An 18,355-nucleotide genomic window follows, 5' to 3' on the forward strand; every position below is an offset into this window, starting at 1 on the left:
CGCCGTGTAAAGCGCTCTGCGAGCTCGTATTCGCATAAGGCCGCCAGATAGTCACTGTGCGACCAGCCTTTTTCTACCGCGGTTTGCCAGAGTTTTTCATAGTGTCTGACGAACGCCGGCAGCCGTAATTCTTTGAGCAGTAATGCAACGGAGGAGGTCAAAATGGCACCTCCACATCGTGTTTCGCCTGGGCCTTTAATGAAGACAGCAGCGCATCATAACTTTGCAGGCTGTGCTGCTGACTCTTCAGCTCTGGCGCACGTTGCGGTGTAAAGAAGCGCGCCTGGATAGTCTGGGTACACTCAAATTGCCCCACTCTGGCCTGTTGCAGCAGAGTTTCACCCAGTGCGTGTTCGCTATCATATTCACAGGCCAACCGTAGCACCGTGACGATCCATTTACAGGCCTCCTGTGCTGGTAAGGCATCATCCACTAACTGCCACAGCTCACGGTAATTGTCGTCAGGTAAGATGTTATCCCGCAGCTGCGAGAAACGAAACGCCTGCGGTTTAGCCGCCAGTGAGCCGATAATATGCCGGTAGTTAATACACCTCGCGCGGCTTTGGCCGGGTGCCGGGTAAATTCTTGGCAAGGTCAATGCCACCTGCTGGCCCACATAGAGCACCAGTTTGTCATGATACAGTCGTACCTGCAGGCGCTCACCAATCAGCCGGGATGGCACGCTGTACACCACACGACGCACTTCGATGGTGGCACTACGGGTGACTTTAATGCTCAGTAAGGTGTAATCAACAGCACCATACTCCGGTAAGGCCTGCAGGGCTTGCTGCTCTTCTAAAAAGCGGCTGCGTGAGCGCTGGTTCAGCTTGCCGACGATTTGGTCAATAAAGGCCTGATAGGCTTCGATACTGTCAAAGTCACTGTGGCCACGAAGCAGCAGGTGCTGCGCCAGGCGGCGCTTAAATGAGCCATTAGCGCATTCCACCACGCCATTCTCATGCGATTGCCCTAAATTATTCCTTGTCGGCGTCATGTTGTAATGCTCGCACAAGTCCTGATAGGCATCTGTCCAAACGTTTTGTGTGTTGTTTCTGGCGGCACTGAGGCTATCGGTGCGGTGCTCTACCGGACAGCCACCGGCCTGCGTCAGCGCACGCTGTAAGCCGGTAGACAAGGCAGAATAACTCTCACCCCCCTGAACCACCGTCACTGAACGCCAGCCGCTATAAGCGAGGCGGAACTGATACAGTAAATGGGCAAAGGGCTGCTGCTTAATGGTGACCGGGCTATCAGGATGAGTGAAATCGGAGAAGCCCTGTAAACCGGCTTGGGCTTGCTGGCGGAAGATGACGTCTTTCTCCGGGCCATGTAGCGCTTTCCACTGCTTAACCCGCCGCTGCAGGGTGCGCAGAACTCGCTGGTCATATTGGTCTGGGTAGTGCGCCTGCAAATGCTCCAGCAAAGTAATGGGCGTGAGCTCGGGCTTGGCGTTTAACAGCACAACCAATTCGGTTTCCCATACAGCTTCCAGTGGATCTTCGCGGGTGCGCCAATCTCTATCAGCTTTAGCGCGGGGTAAGGTGTTGGACTGCTCAATACGTCGGGCAGTTCGGGTGGAAATGGCAGACTTCGCGGCAGCGATTTCTTGAGTCATACCATTTTGGCGATGCTGCATATACAGCTCCTCTTGTCGTTGGGTGATATGTTGTCCAGGCACACCTTGAACTCCGAACAGAAAACAAGGTACCTATTGTGACACCCAACCGGCCAAGATAATTGTCGTCAACCGGTCATCCTAATTGTCGCCGAACACTTTGCCAGAATTAGTCACTTTAAAGCATTTGAATTATTGGCCTTCGTTATAATAATACTTCTGGTTGTGATGCTCTCAATGCTTGCTGGCTTCGTGGGTTTGAGTCAGTTATTCGTCATAATTTCAAAGGTTGTGATTTTATCGTTCAGTTCATCAGCAATCATTTTTGCTTTTAGCAGCAAGCAGTAATCAAATTTTACGGCCAGCGAAAGCGCTGGCTACTACGCCAACCCGCAGCCCGGCTTGATGCCAGTGAGCTTAGTTAGCTACGCCAATCCATAACAGGAATAGGGCTTTGCAATAACGCTTTTATGATGACCTTAGTTATGCAGACAGTTATGAAAATTTTATCCGGTATTGTCTTTATGATTGGCTTTTATGCGGTGATAACTTTTATCGAAGCCGTGTCACTTAGGAATAGTTTTACAGGCATTACAAAGCCTGACGACGTTATTTGTTCCTTAGAGCCCGCGGCAAAAAGTCAGCATTGTGTTGAGTTAAAAACTTTAACTGATAAAATGCAAGTTATTAACGATAAACTTACCTTTCCTGAGGTCGTATACTGCAATATGTTTAAAGTTTTCAGTTTTAGCGAACTTGAGAGAACGTGTGCAAACTTCAGAGTAGCCGAAACGCTGTACGTAAAAATCATAGTATTAAAAGATGTAATAACAATCAGGTATAAAAACAACTAAGAAGGCGCGCGTGTTGCAGTGGCCTTCGCAGCTATTGTTAACAATTAAAGTTTATCATTAGCAAATAGCACAAGCTGCAACCGCAAGCGGTGAACAGGTTTGCTTGCCAGGTCTGGAACGCTTGCATCGTTGGCAGAAAGCTTACGATAGGTGTTTTCGGCATTTAATTACTTGGGCGGGGTTTCTCGGGGGGTATTGAGTTTTGCCGGCAGCCGAATATTAAAGTATTTATATTTTTAGGTGCTTACATAGAAGATGCTGCGAAATCCAGACAAATTTCCTGCGCCTAATTTAAACACTAAACTTTTATAAGGAAGTAAAAATGAAATGGGTAGTTTTAGCTGGTGTTTTCATGCTGACTGGCTGCAGTGTCACTACTAACCAACCTGCAACTGGGCACGCTGTTACAGCATCAGATACCATGGAGATTATCAGAAATGCAGCGGCCTCTGCGCCAGCGGGAGTGACGGGCGAATATGTATTAAATATTAAAGCCGGCGGCAAACAAGGCCCTGTAGTATATCTGAATACAGAACTCGACTATCGTGACCAACGTAACGTCACGGTCGCTTTGCACCCCAATATCATCCCGTTATTAAAAGGACAGTACGGTGTGACGCCGGAAGAGTTTTTTATCGGTAAAACAATACGGGTAAAAGGGGATGCACAACGCGTTAGAATTGACTTTATCAATGCTCAGCGCCAACCGTCAGGTAAATATTACTTTCAGACTCATATCCGGGTAGCAGATATTTCGCAAATCGAGGCGGTTAAGGAAGGCGTTTGATAAGGCGTATTACTCGCTGCTGGGAGCAACTCAGATGGTTAGTGGCAAACCTTTGATGCGGGAACTTTTGCATCTGGAGAAACTTATGAAAACCTGGCTGTTGCTGGTCCTCTTTGGCTTTTCATGTTCAGCCATGGCAGAGAACCCGCCTCTTGATTGTCAGAATGCGATGAGTACGCTTGAGATGAATCGGTGTGCGAGCATGGCTTTAGACTCGGCAGAAGCAGAGTTGGCCAGATACCTTGCCGCCAGCTTAGCACATAACGCAGATGATCTTGAGTTAGTTAATGCAATCAACGTTGCTCAAACGGACTGGCAGGCTTATCGGTTATCTCATTGCAATTCGGTCTACATGCAATGGCGCGACGGTTCAATTCGCGGTGTGATGGCACTTTCTTGCAAAACCCAGTTAACTAAGCAAAGAAGCCATGACATCTGGAAAAGCTTTTTAAGTTTTATGGATGGCACGCCAGCCATCTTACCGGAGCCCGACACATCACTTTAAAATTTAAAAAGGGATTTAAATGGATTTTAATGGTTTTATCTCAGAACAGACGATATCGCCTTTATCCAGCGCTACAATATTAGTATCCGTTACTTTATAAAATAGCAGGAGCTAATTATGTCATGGTTGGAGCGCAAGTGGTGTTGGAGCATGACGCTATCCTAATCCAGAGAAGCGTTTAATTTACGATTAGACATTCCGGTTAAAGAGGCATTCTGCTGCTAATAAATACGGGGTGGCAGCGGCAATATGTGGTGTTGTAGCCGCACTTGCCCATCCTGGCTTTATTGTATTTGGACGCTTTATTTCAATCTGGGGTATGGCATTACGCAAATTGGGTGTCGCTGACCAGGCATTAGAGTAAAACTGTAAAAATATCTATAGTTATTGAAACTAATGTGTTGATTGGAAGGGGGACCACAACGTGGCCACAACTGCGCAAACAACAACGGCTCCACCAAATATCGATATTACTGCTGAATACTTGCGGCTGATAGAAGGGGCCGGTAGATTACTTAATTATGCAATACATAGCCTTCAGCAGCGTAATAAATCCGGCACCGACGATTTGCAAATTTCAGCCGACTTAACCATTGCAAACTTAGTGTCTGTGCAGGCACAGACAGCTGTGTCCTATGCGGCGTCAAGGCTTGACCCTGTTTCAGTAGCTGCACTCGGATATGAGCTGCGCTATATTAACGCCAATCTTCCGAGTGACCACACGTTCCTCCTTACCGACGAAGCAAACCTGGACGCTGCAGAAGATGCAAAAACGGGAAAAGACAGTTTGGAAGACCTGCTCGGCAAGTGGTTACCGAAATGGCTAAAAAACTTGCTTAAGGTGCTCAATGAGCTGCTTTCTATCGCCTTCAAGGCTTAATAACCGGCTTATGCACGGGCGCTGTTCTGTCGGTTTTTTTGTGGTGATGACCACGAAAAATTCAGTCTGTACTCCGTTGCCCTGGCCTTACATTATGCAGCATGGAGACTATAACTTTGAAGCCCCGGATTTCTGTTATTACACTCGGCGTAGATAACCTGGAGAACGCGGTCAGGTTTTACCGCGACGGTCTCGGGTTGCCGACAGCAGGCATTGTTGGAAAGGAATTCGAGTATGGGGCTGTTGCGTTTTTCGATCTCAGTGCTGGTCTTAAACTGGCACTTTGGCCGAGACAGAGCCTTGCGCATGACTCGGGATTACCACTGCAACGTCAGAGTGCAACAGCATTTTCTATCGGGCACAATGTGATGTCTAAAGCCGAGGTTGATGCTGTCATGGTGCAAGCTGAACATGCAGGCGCCAACATTGTTAAAGCTGCAGCGGTAACGTTTTGGGGCGGTTACGCTGGCTATTTTCAGGATCTTGATGGCCATTTGTGGGAGGTTGTTTGGAATCCTCAGCTCCTGCCGGAGCAAGATGCCTAACCATCGGCTGTTATTGTCACAACAGCGCGTAGTTTATTCCTGGAGGAAAGTTGAAAAAAAGTTTTAAATTATCCCTGGCTGTCTTTTTAATCGCTGCATTGACTGCCTGTTCTCATAAAACGAAAAATGCCGTTGACTGGGATGTACTCCGACACGATATCGAGGCTTTAGCAACAGTGGCAACACGCTGTCTTGAGCAACAAACGACAAAATCTGATGCCTGCATTGATTTCGTCAGGCAGTACAAAGCTGGTGGTGCTGACAACATTAAAATATTTAGTGAAAATGCAACTGAGTTTCTGAAGCAAGATTTGGAAGCAGGGCTTGTCACCACGCAACATTTCATCGAGATTAGTAATGCATTTTTGTTCGTAGGTGGGTATCAACGACCACAATAATTGGTTTTGGTGTTCCCAAAACCAAAATATCGCGTTAACGTTTTTGCGGTCATGCCTGGCATGGTTTCAGCATGATTGCTGCAGCCAATATCACTTCATAACCCGCTAGAGAAGAAACCAGATGCTCACCAGACGAGATTTCTTACTTAGCTGCGCCGCCACAACAACCTTGCTGGCTATCCCGGCAATGGCGGCTACGACTGCCGCCAATGTCTCCGCCACCGGCCTGCCTTCCCGCCGTTTTGATGCTGCCCAAAGGTTACAGGCGCTTGAAGTAGGCCACGCCCGGCTGGGTGTGTGCTTGCTTGATACCGCAACCGGCGAAGTTAGCGGTAATCGCATGGATGAATACTTTGCTATGTGCTCAACCTTTAAGCTGGCACTCGCCGCGGCCTATTTGCGCGAGGCGGATCAGGGCAGGCTAGATCTGGACGAAATGTTGCCATACTCTGAAGCTGACCTGTTACCCTGGGCTCCGGTAACGCGAGAGCATCTGGCCAAAGGTGGTATGACTATCATAGCGCTGCTGCAGGCGGCCCAGCAGTTCAGCGATGGCGTTGCCGCCAATCTGCTGGTGAAACGCCTAGGTGGCCCTGCTGCGGTTACCGCTAAGTTTCGCGAAATGGGCGACAATATCACCCGGCTTGATCGCTATGAACCTGATCTTGGCTTAGTACTGTCGGCAGATCTGCGTGATACCACCACGCCGCGGGCGATGGCGCAGCTGGTGCAACGGATAACCAGCGGTGAACTACTGCAACCAGACTCGCGGCAGCGCCTGCTGCAATGGATGGAAAGCACCAATACTGGCTCGAAACGGCTGCGTGCCGGGCTTCCTACCACCTGGCGTAGCGGTAATAAAACCGGAACCGGGCGGACCGAGGGCACGACCAATAAATATAATGATATCGCCATTACCTTTCCGCCGGGTCGCAGCCCAATTATTATCGCGGCGTATTTTGATAGTGGCGAATATACCGGGCAAATTGAAGATCGACACCAGGCTGTTCTGGCTGAAGTGGGCCGGATCGCCGCCGAGTGGGCTTTGGCCTAGCTCGCGATACCAGACTAAACAGGAGTGTGTATGCGGTACTTTGTAGGGTGGGGCGGCTTGCTGCTTATTGTCAGTATGCAGGCGGGCTGTAGCAGCATTCCTGAGTGCCGCACTGTTACTCCTATTATTCAGGCCGGCGATCCTGTGATCACGGCGCTGGCTGCTGAATTGCAGCGTGAGCATCTGGCCGGTACTTTCGATGGCCTGATATTGGTTGCGCAAGGCGAACAGGTGGTTTTTAAAACTGCTTATGGCTGCGCTGATCGGGGCGGAGTTATCGCAAATCAGTCGGCCGTGATCTCCGATATGGGTTCTATCGCAAAAACCTTTACCGCGGCGGCGGTGTTGCAGCTGGCGCAGAGCGGGCAGCTTAGCTTGTCTGATACCCTCGCACACTATTACCCCACGGCGCCTGAGGCCTTAAAGCCCATTACCATCCAACAATTGCTGGGGCATAGTAGCGGTTTAGATAACTTCCATAATGACTCTGACTTTGAGGTAATGGATAAGGCGCAAGCCGAAGCCCGTATCTTAGCATTGCCGCTGCTTGCCGGGCCGGGTGAAAAAGTTGCTTACTCTAACGCTGGCTATACCTTGTTAGCGGCTATTGTTGAAACAGTAAGCGGGCAGCCGTTTCAAACCTATATTCAGCAGCAGCTGCTAACACCACTCCAGTTAGATAACACCGGTTTTTATCAGGATCGCCGGCTGGCGCAGGCTAACCTTGCCCGCGGTTACGGTGGTGATGCGCAGGGTAGCACCACCTATGAAAAAGGTCTTACCTGGGCACTGGTGGGGGCAGGGGGGATGGTTAGCTCCATCGATGATTTGCAGCGCTGGTCGATGGCCCTTAAACAAGGCAGTCTCTTTGTTGCCGGGGCACCTAATTTGGTATTTAGCCCGGCAAATGAACGCTGGCTGCTCGGTAGCCTGGCGCAGACAAGCAGCGGCGACGAAGTGATTATCCAGATGGGCGGCAGCACTGATTATGGCTACACTGCCCTGATCCAGTTTGTACCCGAACGGGATTTACTGCTGGTGTTGCTACTTAATGCGCATAACAATAAATATGCTAATGCTACCCATCATCGGCTAAGCAGAGAGCATATGTTACCTATTCTGCTGAGTCAGGCTGCACCTTTCACTGATATTTAAGTCGACAAGTTTTACGCTTTAACAGGAGCACAGCTTTAATGGATAGAATAACCGAGGCAGAAATAGCGACTAGCGTTAAAAAACATTACGGCATGACGCTACTGATAGCAATGGCGCCACTTATCTTTATGTTGCTGATTGGTTTCTATGAGCAGATGGCACTTCATGTTATTCCTTTGCTGGCACCTATTACTGTAGTTGCCGCCGTATCCTATTTTGTCAAAAATGTTTTAACGGATCTATTTGCGAAATAGCCAGGCTAAGTTTTTGACTATGATTACCGCTATCGCAAAGTACCGGCGACAAAACTTAGGGCTAAGACTTAGGTTGCAGCTTAGTGGCAATAAACAGGGCTTCGACTTTTTCCCGCGCCCAGGGGGTTTTACGCAGAAATTTCAGGCTGCTTTTTACCGAGGGATCTTTTTTAAAGCAATTTAGATCAATCTGTCGGGCTAGGCCATCCCAACCATAGTGCGCGGCCAGTGCCGTCACAATCTGTTCCAGTGTTACGCCGTGTAGCGGATTATTGGCCTGGGTCATGTTCGTTCCAAAAAAATAGCCACTCAAGGTGGCTATCTTAACAGTTCAGGTGGTATTACCAAAGTGCTGTTACAGCCGCTCTAGTACCGCTTGGGTAAAGTCGGTGGTACCGAAGCTGCCGCCCAGATCGCGGGTAGTACGGTCGCCGGAGGCAATCACATCCCGCAGTGCGGTCAGGATTTTCTCAGCCTTATCTTTCATTTCCAGATATTCCAGCATCTGGATTGACGCCAGGATCACTGAGCTGGGGTTGGCCAGGTTCTTACCGGCAATATCCGGCGCACTGCCGTGCACGGCTTCAAAAATCGCGCAATCTTTGCCGATATTGGCGCCCGGTGCCATACCTAGGCCACCGACTAAGCCAGCACAAAGATCGGATAAAATATCGCCGAACAGGTTGGTTGTCACGATAACATCAAACTGCTGTGGGTTCATCACCAGCTGCATACAGGTATTATCAACGATCATTTCCTGGGCTTCGATATCCGGATACTGCTGTGCCACTTCGCGCGCCGTTTTCAGGAATAAACCTGAGGTTGATTTCAGGATATTCGCCTTATGTACTATGGTAACCTTTTTGCGCTTTTCACGGCGGGCTGTTTCAAAGGCAAATTCGGCAATGCGGCGTGCACCTTCTTTGGTAACAATGCTGGACGCCATCGCCGTTTGACCGTCTTCCGACAGGGTCTGACCGTGCCCTGAGTACATCCCCTCGGTATTTTCCCGGATGGTGATAATGTCGATATTCTCGTAACGCGCCTTGGTGCCTTTAAAAGAAATTACCGGACGTACGTTGGCGTAAAGGTTGAATTTTTTGCGCAGCGTAACGTTAATTGAGGTAAAACCTTCGCCTACCGGCGTAGTTAACGGGCCTTTTAAGGTAATTTTATTGCGGGCAATCGCATCCAGTGTCGCCTGTGGTAATAACTCACCGGTTTTTTCCAGTGCGGTTAAACCGGCATCGACATACTCGTAGTTAAAATCACAACCGGCCTTCTCTAATACCTGAATGGCGGCTTCTACAATACTTGGGCCAATGCCATCACCTTTGATGACGGTAATCGTTTGCTTACTCATGGGGATCCTTAGCTGCAACATTTTTTTAATTTATGGCCAGGCTGGCTGGCGCTGAACGGCAGGATTATAGCAAAAATGCCAGTTTGCAGCCAGATTATGCCAACCAGACTTGCGTCGGTTTGCGAATAAGCAATATAAATATGATGAATAGTAGTGGGTCAGAGTGAGCAGTGCGGATTGGCCGCCGCCAATAATTCTTGCTGCCAGAAGGCGATGGACGATTCTGGCAGTGCAAATAACTGCTGCAGTTGTTGTAACAACTGTGCTGTTGCCGGCTGGGCGTCGGGATAACGCAACAGACTAAAGCAAAGTTGCCAGCAACAGCGCAGGAAAAAGCCATGTTGACCACGGGCCTGCTGCCTGGCGTTATCCAGTGGCAGGTACTGGCATAAGGCCGCTTCGGCCCAGAAGGGGAGCTGATAATGATGCAGCAGAGCAGCACTTAGCCGTTGGCTGCGTTGTGGCTCCAATAAATACTGCTGCGCCAGCTCAGGCAGCAGCCAGCCTTGGTCCGTACAGCGGCTTAACGGCACTGCATTTAATGTTGGATGGTGCCACAGCGGCGCGCTTAAACAGGCTGCCAGTACGCCGGCTTGTTGTGACGTCAGTGGCTGCGGTAAATAGCGCCCCAATAGCAACAGTGCCTCGAATAGCAATTGCTGTAAATCACGCAGAAACAGCTGCTGACTGCTGGCTTGTAGCTGCAGGTATTGCAACAGTTCGGCGCGGGCTACGGCCAGCGGTAGCTGCTGTTGACCAAAGATCGCTAAGGCATGGCGCAGCCGGTGTACCAGTGTTTGCCGGCGGTTACTGTGGCTGGCGTTCTCAAGTAAATACTGTGCCAGCAGAGGTTGCTTTTGCAGCAACTGCACCTGGGCATCCAGATCCTGCGTATGCAGCCGCTGTAATACCGAATGTTCCAGTAACTGCTTCGGGGTTGGGATCACGGCTTCTGCCAGTGCCGGCATTTGGAGCCAGTCCAGCCAATGCTGAGGCAACAATACCGCAGGGGGTAATAACTCCAGCTCTTCGCGCGGCATTTTGTGCAGCTCAGTGGCACAGCGTTGTTGCTCCGGCCAATACTGCACGGTCAGAAAGTCGCTGTACTCGACCTGGCAAATCAGCCAGTAACGGCCAACTTGATCCCGGGCCAGCCGGCCACATAAATACAGTGCAGGTGCCAGTCTGGCCAGTTGATTTAGCTCCTGCAGCACCTGCTCTGACGGCGGCTCGAGGATCAGAGAGCTAATCACAGTAGACAGTGCCTGAGCCGAAGACGCCGCCGGTTGTACCGCCTGTGCCAGCTGTAATGCCAGAGTTAATAACGGACTGTCATGATGCACCTGCCAGGGACGACGATGCTGTAGCTCTGTGTAGCTGCCAGCCAGAATACTGGTGGTAATGCCACCGACCTGTTGTTTTTTCAGTTTATTGGCCAATAACAAGGCGGCTGGCGCCTTAGCATTGCCGGTATAACAGGCCGCCAGTAAGCCAGCAGTACAGAGGGTATCACGACGCTGTGCCGGCCATTGCTTCAGTCGGGCCCATAACGCCAGCAACACCCAGCTTTTGACGGCTTGTGCGGCCGGCAGCGATGTCTCTGCCGGAATAAAAGAAAGTTGGGCGATGGCGGCAGCCGGTTGTACGCTGAGCAGGTCACAAAGTGTCTTATTGATCTCTGCCGCCTGGCGCAGGCATTGATGCAGGTCGTTGTCGGCAGGTTGGCGCAGCCGCTCACTGAGGGTACTGAGTTGCTGATAGGCGTTAAGCCAGTTAACTGCGACCGCTGACATCGGCTTTTGCTGCCTGATACTGGATTACGGCTGCTTCGCCCACCGCAACCAGCTGTCGGTCAACAAACAACAGGGCAGTGCATTCATCTGCGGTGGTAATGCCATCAGCTGCTTTGCGGTGCGTGCGATAATAGAGTAACTGATAGATTTGTTGCTCGCTGCGAAAGGCTTCTGTGATATCCGGGCTACCCAGACGACTAATCAGCAGCTCCTGCCGCATGTTGGCATCAGGTTGCAGGCGGCCAATAAAGCGGGCATTAAAGGCTTCACGGTCCATCCAGTTCATTTGCGCCGGATCATCAGGATAAAAGCGCAATACGCTGTATGTCGCCAGCACATATAGCAGCGCTCCGCCAATTAACAGCATTAACAACTTCAGTTTCATCCCGGTTCCTGTACCGACAAGCGGATATCCTGCAGATTAATTCCCAGTTCCAGATTGGTTTGTAACGCCAGCACCTGGGTATAGAGCAGAATATCCTGTTTATGATCAATAATTTTCTGTTTCAGTTTTTTCGGGCAATCCGGATGCTGCAATGCCTGATTTAGGCTGTTGCCCAACTGCATCAGTTCTTCTGCGCTTTTCGGCCCGATGCCAGCCACGCCGGGAATATTATTGGTGCTATCGCCCACCAGGCTCCACCAGCTGACTAATTGCTCCGGGGCCACGCCAAATTTCTCTTTTACGCTGGCAACGCTGGCAAAGTTGCGGCCAAAGGCATCGTAAATCTGTACGCCCTGATTTAGCAGGGGCAAGTAGCCTTTATCGGTTGAAACGATAATGGCTTCATGCTGATGTAAGCGCACTTTACAGGCGATAGTGGCAATCACATCATCGGCTTCATATTCATTTTGCTTAAAGCAGCGCAGCCCCAGCTGCTCGGTGTCTTGTTGTAACTCAGGCAACACTTCGGCCAGCAGTGCCGGCATCGGTTTGCGGTTCGCTTTATAGCAAGGACAAAGCTGTTGCCGCCACTGGCTGCCGCCACCGTCAAATACCATCAGGCCATGACTGGGTTGCAGTTCCTGGCGTAACCGGGCAATCGCCTGCTTCAGCATCTGGCGGGTATTGCTTTGGATCTGCGCCCGGGTTGTGTCGGCGACATCCTCTGCCAGCGGCAAATACGGGCGCTCCTGCACCGCATATAAGCGCCGGATCAGATTTAAGGCATCGATCAGCACAACCCTGGCCATGTGTTAGCGCTCAATCCGGTAGCATGGCTCATATTTGCTGCCAGGCAGTTTCATCCGCCCCTGTTCAACAAAGGCCTGTAACAGATTATCCATCATTTGCATTAACCGCGGTTCACCTCTGAGGATAAAGGGGCCATGTTGGCGGATTGCACGAATGCCCTCATCTTTAACGTTACCTGCCACTATGCCAGAGAAGGCGCGGCGTAAATTGGCTGCCAGCTTGGCTTTATCCTGATCCAGATGCAAGTCCAGTGCGGCCATATTCTGATGATTCGGGATAAAGGGTAGCTGAAATTCCGGCTGGATTTGCAAGGTCCAGTTAAAGTGGTAAGCATCCCCGACCGCCTTGCGATAGGTTCGCACCTCCTGACAGCCGGTTTTTAGCCGCTTCGCTACGGCTGCCGGGTCGTCGATAATGATTTCGAACAGATCTAAAGCGGCCTTACCCAGGGTTTGCTCGACAAAGTGGGCGATTTCGGTAAAGTAGGCCGCGCTGCTGGCCGGGCCGGTCAGGATCACCGGTAACTGCTGTGCCTGATTGCGCTCATCCAGCATAATGCCCAGCAGGTATAACAGTTCTTCAGCCGTGCCGACGCCACCCGGGAAAATAATGATGCCATGCGCCACCCGGACAAAGGCTTCCAACCGTTTTTCAATATCCGGTAGGATCACCAACTCGTTAACAATGGGGTTCGGCGGTTCGGCAGCAATAATACTTGGCTCAGTAAGGCCCAGATAACGACCGTTACGGATCCGTTGTTTGCTATGGCCAATGGTGGCGCCTTTCATCGGACCTTTCATGGCGCCTGGGCCGCAACCGGTGCAAATATTCAGACCACGTAAACCCAGTTGATAGCCCACCTCTTTGGTGTAATCGTACTCCACTTCTTTAATCGAGTGGCCACCCCAACACACGATCATATTCGGCTCGCTGGTGGCATCGATGGCCCTGGCGTTACGCAGAATATCAAATACCGAATGCGTTAAGTGAACAGCATTGGTCAGATCCAGTGGGTTAGTATCTGCAATATGGCGGGTGTGGTAGAACAGAATATCACGCAAAACTGCGAACAGATGCTCGTGAATGCCTTTGATAATCTGGCCATCAACAAAGGCGCTGGCCGGCGGATTGTTCAGCTCAATCTTAATGCCGCGCTCGCGGCTGAGTAAGTTAATGGTAAAATCACGGTATTGGTCGTAGATCTCGGCAGAGCTGTCGGTTTCGCTGCCGACGTTCAGTACTGCCAGCGCACAATTTCTAAATAGCTGAAAGGTTTCCTGCTCGGTATTTTGTTGCAGGCGTTCAACTTCTAACTGTGATAATAGGTCCATAGCCCCTAAGGGGTTCAGATGTACTTGCATAATGAGTCTCCTCCGAAAAAGCGGTCTCTAGCGGGTGGCAACCCGATCGCGGCCAGCTTTTTTCGCTTGATAGAGTGCCTCGTCTGCCCGCTCGAAAGCGAGTTGCAGCGTATCACCAGTTTTAAGTTCAGTTACGCCAAAGGAAATGGTGATTGGCACCCGTTTGTTTTTAAATTTAAACGGGATCTGTTTGATTTTTTCCCGCAGTGCGTTTAGCGGTTCCAGCAAGTCTTGTAGTTTGGAATCCGGTAGCAGGATCACAAACTCTTCGCCACCGTAGCGGGCGATAAAATCGGTCTGCCGGATCGATTGTTGTAAGGTCTTGGCAATAATTTTCAGCGTTTTATCGCCAGCACTGTGCCCATAGTTGTCGTTAATATTTTTAAAGTGATCGACATCGGCCAGCACAATACATAGCGGTGAGCCAAAACGCTGCCAGCGTTTGAATTCCAATTGTAAACGTTCGTCATAAGCGGCCCGGTTTGGGATCTCGGTCAGGCTATCGCGCAAACTACGGAAGGTTTGCTCGGCCAGCCGTTCGCGGAAGCTACTGGCTTCCAGTTCCAGTTCCCGCACCTTAGTTTCCATGGTGGCCAGTGTCAGCTGAATTTGCTGCCGTTGCTGCTCTTCAAGCAACTGTTTTTCCTGCAGCGATAGCGTCAGTTCATTCATCCGCTGGATCACCAGTTTTTTCAGTTGCTCCAGGTTTTCTGCCTGCTGACTTTGTTTACCCAAATGATCAATTTGTGCATCAATTTTCTGGTTTAGGTTGAGTAATTTCTCGGCCAGTTTATCGGAGCCGAGCAAGGTTGCCTCTACCGCTTGTTGCACCCCGGTTAAGGCATCGTTTAAGCGCAACAGGAAGCCTTCAGCCGACAGCCGTTCTTCATTAATGCCACGTACGATAATACCTATGGTGCGCAAGCAAGCATCTAACAGGGCTTCAACGCTGAGATTACCCAGTAAACTGCCTTTGATTTGTTCAACTTCAATGGCACCTTTACCGGCAAACGACAGTTCACTGAGCAGGTTGGTTAGTTCTAACGTGATCTGGCGGCAAATATGTGAGTAACGATCTTCATCGGCATCAGGTTGTTCAAGCTGTTGTTTTGCTTTTAAAGCCAGTTGGTATAGTTGCGTCAGATTACTGAGATGGGGCAAGAAAGCCTGTAAAGTGGCCGCTGGCTGTTCAACCTTGGTTAGTAATTGGCGCAGATCGCGGCGCAACTGATCCGGTAGGCCGCGTTGTTTTTGCAACAGCCGGCCCGCTTCGGTCAGTTCTGACTGCACTTGACGGATTTCCTGCTGCTGGCGCTGTTCTAACAGTTTAATCTGCTGACTGGTTTCTTCGATAAAAGGCAGTAGTTTTTCCAGATCAACACTTCGGGCGAGCTCAGCACGTAATTTGGCTAAGCGGTTGTCAAGATCAAGGTCGATACCTTTGCACAGATAAGATAAACGTTGCACAAATTGCGCTAAAAGTTGAAATTGCCGCTCGTAAGTTTGCTCCAGTGCTTTGCGTGCGCCAATGGCGTCCTGTAGTTGCAGTTTCAGATCCGGCTGTTGATTATTCATCTGCACTCGAAGTATTCAGAAAGTCCCTGATATTTCCAGTATATCTTGCCTTAGCGTGAATGTAATAGTGTTCGCCGATAAAAGCTGGACCTTTTTTATAAAGAATTAACAAATCTTCGCTCAACATGAAAAACAGCGCCAATGGCGCTGTTTTTGAGCTGAGCTTGCTACGATTCTGACTTATTTTGTCAGATAGTACGGCAGCCAGCTGCTTTCTTCGGTAGAGGTAAGATGTAACATATTTCGGCTTCCCTGTTAGTCAGCGCCTGTTGGGACAGGCGCTGCTATTAGAGCAAAAAAAGTGCAAAAATGAAAGTGGTTATGAAAGTTTACCTTTTGGCTTTCAGTTTTTGGCGGGCATTTTGCGGTTTTATGGTTAAAGAAAGCAAAAAAGCACCTGAAAAAGGTGCTTTTTGTTGTGTTGCGACAGCTTGGGTTACAATTTATTGCCGGCTTAAGCGGATATTCGGCGGACTGTAAGGCTCACTGCTGCGTAGCGGGTTGATATCCAGGCCACCACGGCGGGTATAGCGGGCATATACCGCCAGAAAGTCAGGTTTCGCCAGCTGCCAGATATCGTTGTAAATGCGCTCGACACATTGTTCATGAAATTCGTTATGGCTGCGAAAGCTAATCAGATACTTCAGCAGCGCTTCGTGCGACAAGGCGGTGCCGCGGTAATGAATAAAGACGCTGGCCCAGTCTGGCTGAGAGGTGATCAAACAGTTCGATTTTAGTAGATGCGAGTGCAGCTTTTCTTCCACCTGACCACGGGCGGGATCCAGTGCCAGCAACGCCGGCTGATATTGATACTGCTCGACGCTGATGTCCAGCTCATCCAGACAGACACCCGGGATCCAGGTGGGCTGGAACGTCATGATCTCACTGACATTATGCAAGCTAACCTTGACCGTTTTACCGGCACAGGCCGACAGATCGCCTTGCATCGTCTGATAAACCTGACCGACGTCGGTAAAGCGGCTTTGATTAAAGCTGTTCAGGTACAGCTTAAATGACTTGGATTCAATCAGATTTGGTGAGTCGAACGGCACCACAAAGGTAGCCAGCGCCACCTGCGGTTTACCCTTGCTATTAAGCCACGACAGTTCATAACCATGCCAGATATCCTGCCCGACAAAGGGCAGTTGCTGACTAAGACCGATAGCCTCGCGGCCAAGGCTGCGGGGAACAGCCTGTAACAGCGCAGCATCGTACTGATCAACATACTCAGTGATTTTGCCAAGACTGAGCTCGGCCAGAACATCGGTGTGGCTTTTGGTCATTTCGGATTCTTTTTCGCTAGGTTTTTCGCTATCAGGCGTTTTTCGCTACAATGGGCTGATTTTAGCATAACCAACCCCGGGAGTAGAGGTGTCTGTCGAACAAGCTTACGCAAAATTTATCGAACAAAGTCTGGCCTGGCACAGTGCTCAGGGTATTAGCATGCAAACTTGGCGCGATCCGGCTCAGGTGTCGCCCTGTGAAGTGTCGCAGCTAAATGACGAGCAGGTAAGCTGGCAACCGGTACCGCAGCAACCGGCCGCAGATTTTAGTAATGTCGAGCTGGCACTGGAGCTGGAACTGCACCCTGACATTAAAGCCTTTTACAGTAGCTGGTTTGGCGCCAATCTGGCAGCGGAGCATACCAAAGGCAAGCTGGCATTATTAATGCCCTGGCATGCCGCCGATATCGCCCGCTTACAGGAAAATATTATCGGTCATATTTTGATGAAGCGCCGTTTACGCCAGCAGGCAACGGTGTTTTTTGCGGTAACCGATGATGAGAATATTATGTTGTCGGTGCTCAATAGCAGTGGCGAAGTGTTTCAGGAAAGTGTCGGCCAGGAGGTGAAGGTGAAGCTGGCCGACAATTTGGCCGCTTTTCTGGCCGAGCTAAAGCCGCTGGCTTATTCGCCGCTGTTTGACTGACATTCCCAGGCGATATTCGACAGCAACTGACAGTTGTCACAGCGAAAATCGAAGACTCCGGCTTGCGGCGCGGCTAAACGCCAGTTACCACCACAGCCGGGGCAGCATTTATCGGCTTCAGCCTGGCAATCGGCACTACTGCCGCTATAAAGCGCATACCAAATCGGCCGCTGGTTTTGTCTGGCCAATTGTGCCGCCAACTTTCGGCCCTGGCGGTTAAGTTTGCTCTGGTATTGCTGCAGACTGTTTTCAGCGGTTTTGTGCAGCACCCGATCTTGCTGCAGCTGAATTTCGTCCAGCGCCTGAAACTGCAGCTGCCAGCGGATCAGTGCTTCATAATCGGCCGCTGCTGCTTTAAGCCAAAATAAGGGCACAGGTTGCAGCGTATCGGCGCAGCGCAGTGGCGAGCAGGTATCGGCATAGGTGGTAAAGAGCACCAGCTCAGCCGGTAGTTCTGTGACAGTTTGCTGCGACATCAGATCCTGGCCCAGCAGTTGGCATTGCGGGTAACCCAGGCCTGCTGCCGCTAATTGCTGTTCTGCGGCCTTAACGCGGGTACTGGCGTGCTGACCGCTTAGCGCATCCGCAGTTGGCAACACCAGCCGGCTGCAAAATGCTTCGCCGGTAAAGGCAGTAGGAAACTCACGCCCCAGCATCTGACCATTGAAAATTAAGGCTTCCAGATAGCGGCGAATGGCTTGCTCGGCCAGGCTAAACTCGGTATCGGCAATCAGTGTAAAGCGCAGCTCAGCCAGATACATCAGGGCGTTCCAGCAGCTGTAATAGCCGATCGAGTTTTTGCTCTATCCGTGTCAGGCGGGCGCTTAGCGGCTCTTCTGCTACGATGGGTGTTGTCTCGCCGCCCTGTGCCTCGTCTGCCGGCGGCAAGCCGGGATTATTACGCCACTGCTGATAGGCGCTGAATAAATCCGGCCCTGCTAACTGTCCTGCCAGGCGGCCGCGTAACAATGCCAGATTGACGGTTTTACCCTCTTGTTGCAGTTGTCTGGCGGTGACTTGCACCAGTTGCAGCGCTTTGCTCATTCGTTTCGTCATTTTCGCTAAAATTTCGTTTAATTTAGCACTTTAGCC

Annotated in this window: 21 protein-coding genes; 10 read left to right on the forward strand and 11 right to left on the reverse strand. The window is 50.5% G+C overall.

The window, feature by feature from the left end:
* Window positions 1–157 precede the first annotated feature (157 nt).
* On the reverse strand, window positions 158–1,678 hold the full coding sequence (gene istA / locus AEST_RS04425; RefSeq protein WP_193759641.1) for an IS21 family transposase: 1,521 nt from the start codon (window positions 1,676–1,678) through the stop codon (window positions 158–160).
* A gap of 434 nt (window positions 1,679–2,112) precedes the next feature.
* Between istA and AEST_RS04430 the strand changes: the two genes are divergently transcribed.
* From AEST_RS04430 to AEST_RS04470, 9 genes are all read left to right on the forward strand, one after another.
* Window positions 2,113–2,469 (forward strand): hypothetical protein, encoded by a 357-nt coding sequence (locus AEST_RS04430; RefSeq protein WP_008607353.1) that lies wholly within the window; start codon window positions 2,113–2,115, stop codon window positions 2,467–2,469.
* Between the two features lie 322 nt (window positions 2,470–2,791).
* Window positions 2,792–3,256 carry a hypothetical protein gene (locus tag AEST_RS04435; protein WP_039925086.1) on the forward strand — a complete coding sequence of 155 codons (465 nt, stop codon included), beginning with the start codon at window positions 2,792–2,794 and terminating at the stop codon, window positions 3,254–3,256.
* Between the two features lie 85 nt (window positions 3,257–3,341).
* Window positions 3,342–3,761 (forward strand): lysozyme inhibitor LprI family protein, encoded by a 420-nt coding sequence (locus AEST_RS04440; RefSeq protein ID WP_039925106.1) that lies wholly within the window; start codon window positions 3,342–3,344, stop codon window positions 3,759–3,761.
* 424 nt (window positions 3,762–4,185) lie between these two features.
* Window positions 4,186–4,641: a hypothetical protein gene (locus AEST_RS04445; RefSeq protein WP_008607357.1), complete on the forward strand. Its 456-nt coding sequence runs from the start codon at window positions 4,186–4,188 to the stop codon at window positions 4,639–4,641.
* 116 nt (window positions 4,642–4,757) lie between these two features.
* Window positions 4,758–5,186, forward strand: a complete 429-nt coding sequence (locus AEST_RS04450) for a VOC family protein (RefSeq protein WP_008607358.1) — start codon at window positions 4,758–4,760, stop codon at window positions 5,184–5,186.
* A gap of 50 nt (window positions 5,187–5,236) precedes the next feature.
* Window positions 5,237–5,584, forward strand: coding sequence for a hypothetical protein (locus tag AEST_RS04455; RefSeq protein ID WP_008607359.1), 348 nt, complete (start codon window positions 5,237–5,239; stop codon window positions 5,582–5,584).
* Window positions 5,585–5,705: 121 nt separating this feature from the next.
* Entirely contained in the window at window positions 5,706–6,638 is a 933-nt protein-coding gene (gene bla, locus AEST_RS04460) for a class A beta-lactamase (protein ID WP_008607360.1), read from the forward strand.
* Between the two features lie 30 nt (window positions 6,639–6,668).
* Entirely contained in the window at window positions 6,669–7,793 is a 1,125-nt protein-coding gene (locus AEST_RS04465; protein WP_008607361.1) for a serine hydrolase domain-containing protein, read from the forward strand.
* Window positions 7,794–7,831: 38 nt separating this feature from the next.
* Window positions 7,832–8,047 carry a hypothetical protein gene (locus tag AEST_RS04470; protein WP_008607362.1) on the forward strand — a complete coding sequence of 72 codons (216 nt, stop codon included), beginning with the start codon at window positions 7,832–7,834 and terminating at the stop codon, window positions 8,045–8,047.
* 61 nt (window positions 8,048–8,108) lie between these two features.
* Here the strand turns inward: AEST_RS04470 and AEST_RS04475 are convergent, their stop codons facing one another.
* From AEST_RS04475 to queF, 8 genes are all read right to left on the reverse strand, one after another.
* Window positions 8,109–8,333 carry a VF530 family protein gene (locus AEST_RS04475; RefSeq protein ID WP_008607363.1) on the reverse strand — a complete coding sequence of 75 codons (225 nt, stop codon included), beginning with the start codon at window positions 8,331–8,333 and terminating at the stop codon, window positions 8,109–8,111.
* A 69-nt stretch (window positions 8,334–8,402) separates the two neighbouring features.
* The gene (locus tag AEST_RS04480) at window positions 8,403–9,410 is read right to left on the reverse strand and encodes an isocitrate dehydrogenase (RefSeq protein WP_008607364.1); all 1,008 of its coding nucleotides are present in this window, start codon (window positions 9,408–9,410) and stop codon (window positions 8,403–8,405) included.
* 158 nt (window positions 9,411–9,568) lie between these two features.
* A complete protein-coding gene (locus tag AEST_RS04485) occupies window positions 9,569–11,203 on the reverse strand; it encodes a hypothetical protein (protein ID WP_008607366.1) in 1,635 nt (544 codons plus the stop codon).
* A complete protein-coding gene (locus AEST_RS04490) occupies window positions 11,184–11,588 on the reverse strand; it encodes a DUF3192 domain-containing protein (RefSeq protein ID WP_008607367.1) in 405 nt (134 codons plus the stop codon). The genes AEST_RS04485 and AEST_RS04490 overlap by 20 nt, the downstream gene beginning before the upstream one ends.
* On the reverse strand, window positions 11,585–12,397 hold the full coding sequence (xni, locus tag AEST_RS04495; RefSeq protein ID WP_008607368.1) for a flap endonuclease Xni: 813 nt from the start codon (window positions 12,395–12,397) through the stop codon (window positions 11,585–11,587). Before xni ends, AEST_RS04490 begins: the two co-directional genes overlap by 4 nt.
* A 3-nt stretch (window positions 12,398–12,400) precedes the next feature.
* A complete protein-coding gene (ppnN, locus tag AEST_RS04500) occupies window positions 12,401–13,759 on the reverse strand; it encodes a nucleotide 5'-monophosphate nucleosidase PpnN (protein WP_008607370.1) in 1,359 nt (452 codons plus the stop codon).
* Between the two features lie 27 nt (window positions 13,760–13,786).
* Window positions 13,787–15,334, reverse strand: a complete 1,548-nt coding sequence (locus AEST_RS04505; RefSeq protein WP_008607372.1) for a GGDEF domain-containing protein — start codon at window positions 15,332–15,334, stop codon at window positions 13,787–13,789.
* A 443-nt stretch (window positions 15,335–15,777) separates the two neighbouring features.
* Window positions 15,778–16,617, reverse strand: coding sequence for an NADPH-dependent 7-cyano-7-deazaguanine reductase QueF (gene queF, locus AEST_RS04510; RefSeq protein ID WP_008607373.1), 840 nt, complete (start codon window positions 16,615–16,617; stop codon window positions 15,778–15,780).
* A gap of 88 nt (window positions 16,618–16,705) precedes the next feature.
* Here queF and syd point away from each other — a divergent pair, with 88 nt between their 5' ends.
* The gene (gene syd / locus AEST_RS04515; protein WP_008607374.1) at window positions 16,706–17,263 is read left to right on the forward strand and encodes a SecY-interacting protein; all 558 of its coding nucleotides are present in this window, start codon (window positions 16,706–16,708) and stop codon (window positions 17,261–17,263) included.
* Here syd and AEST_RS04520 read toward each other — a convergent pair.
* Window positions 17,242–18,024, reverse strand: coding sequence for a DUF2310 family Zn-ribbon-containing protein (locus AEST_RS04520; RefSeq protein WP_008607375.1), 783 nt, complete (start codon window positions 18,022–18,024; stop codon window positions 17,242–17,244). The genes syd and AEST_RS04520 overlap by 22 nt on opposite strands.
* Window positions 18,011–18,307 carry a hypothetical protein gene (locus AEST_RS04525; protein ID WP_008607376.1) on the reverse strand — a complete coding sequence of 99 codons (297 nt, stop codon included), beginning with the start codon at window positions 18,305–18,307 and terminating at the stop codon, window positions 18,011–18,013. Before AEST_RS04525 ends, AEST_RS04520 begins: the two co-directional genes overlap by 14 nt.
* Window positions 18,308–18,355 lie beyond the last annotated feature (48 nt).

It is taken from the genome of Alishewanella aestuarii B11, assembly GCF_000280055.1.
GTDB lineage: Bacteria > Pseudomonadota > Gammaproteobacteria > Enterobacterales > Alteromonadaceae > Alishewanella > Alishewanella aestuarii.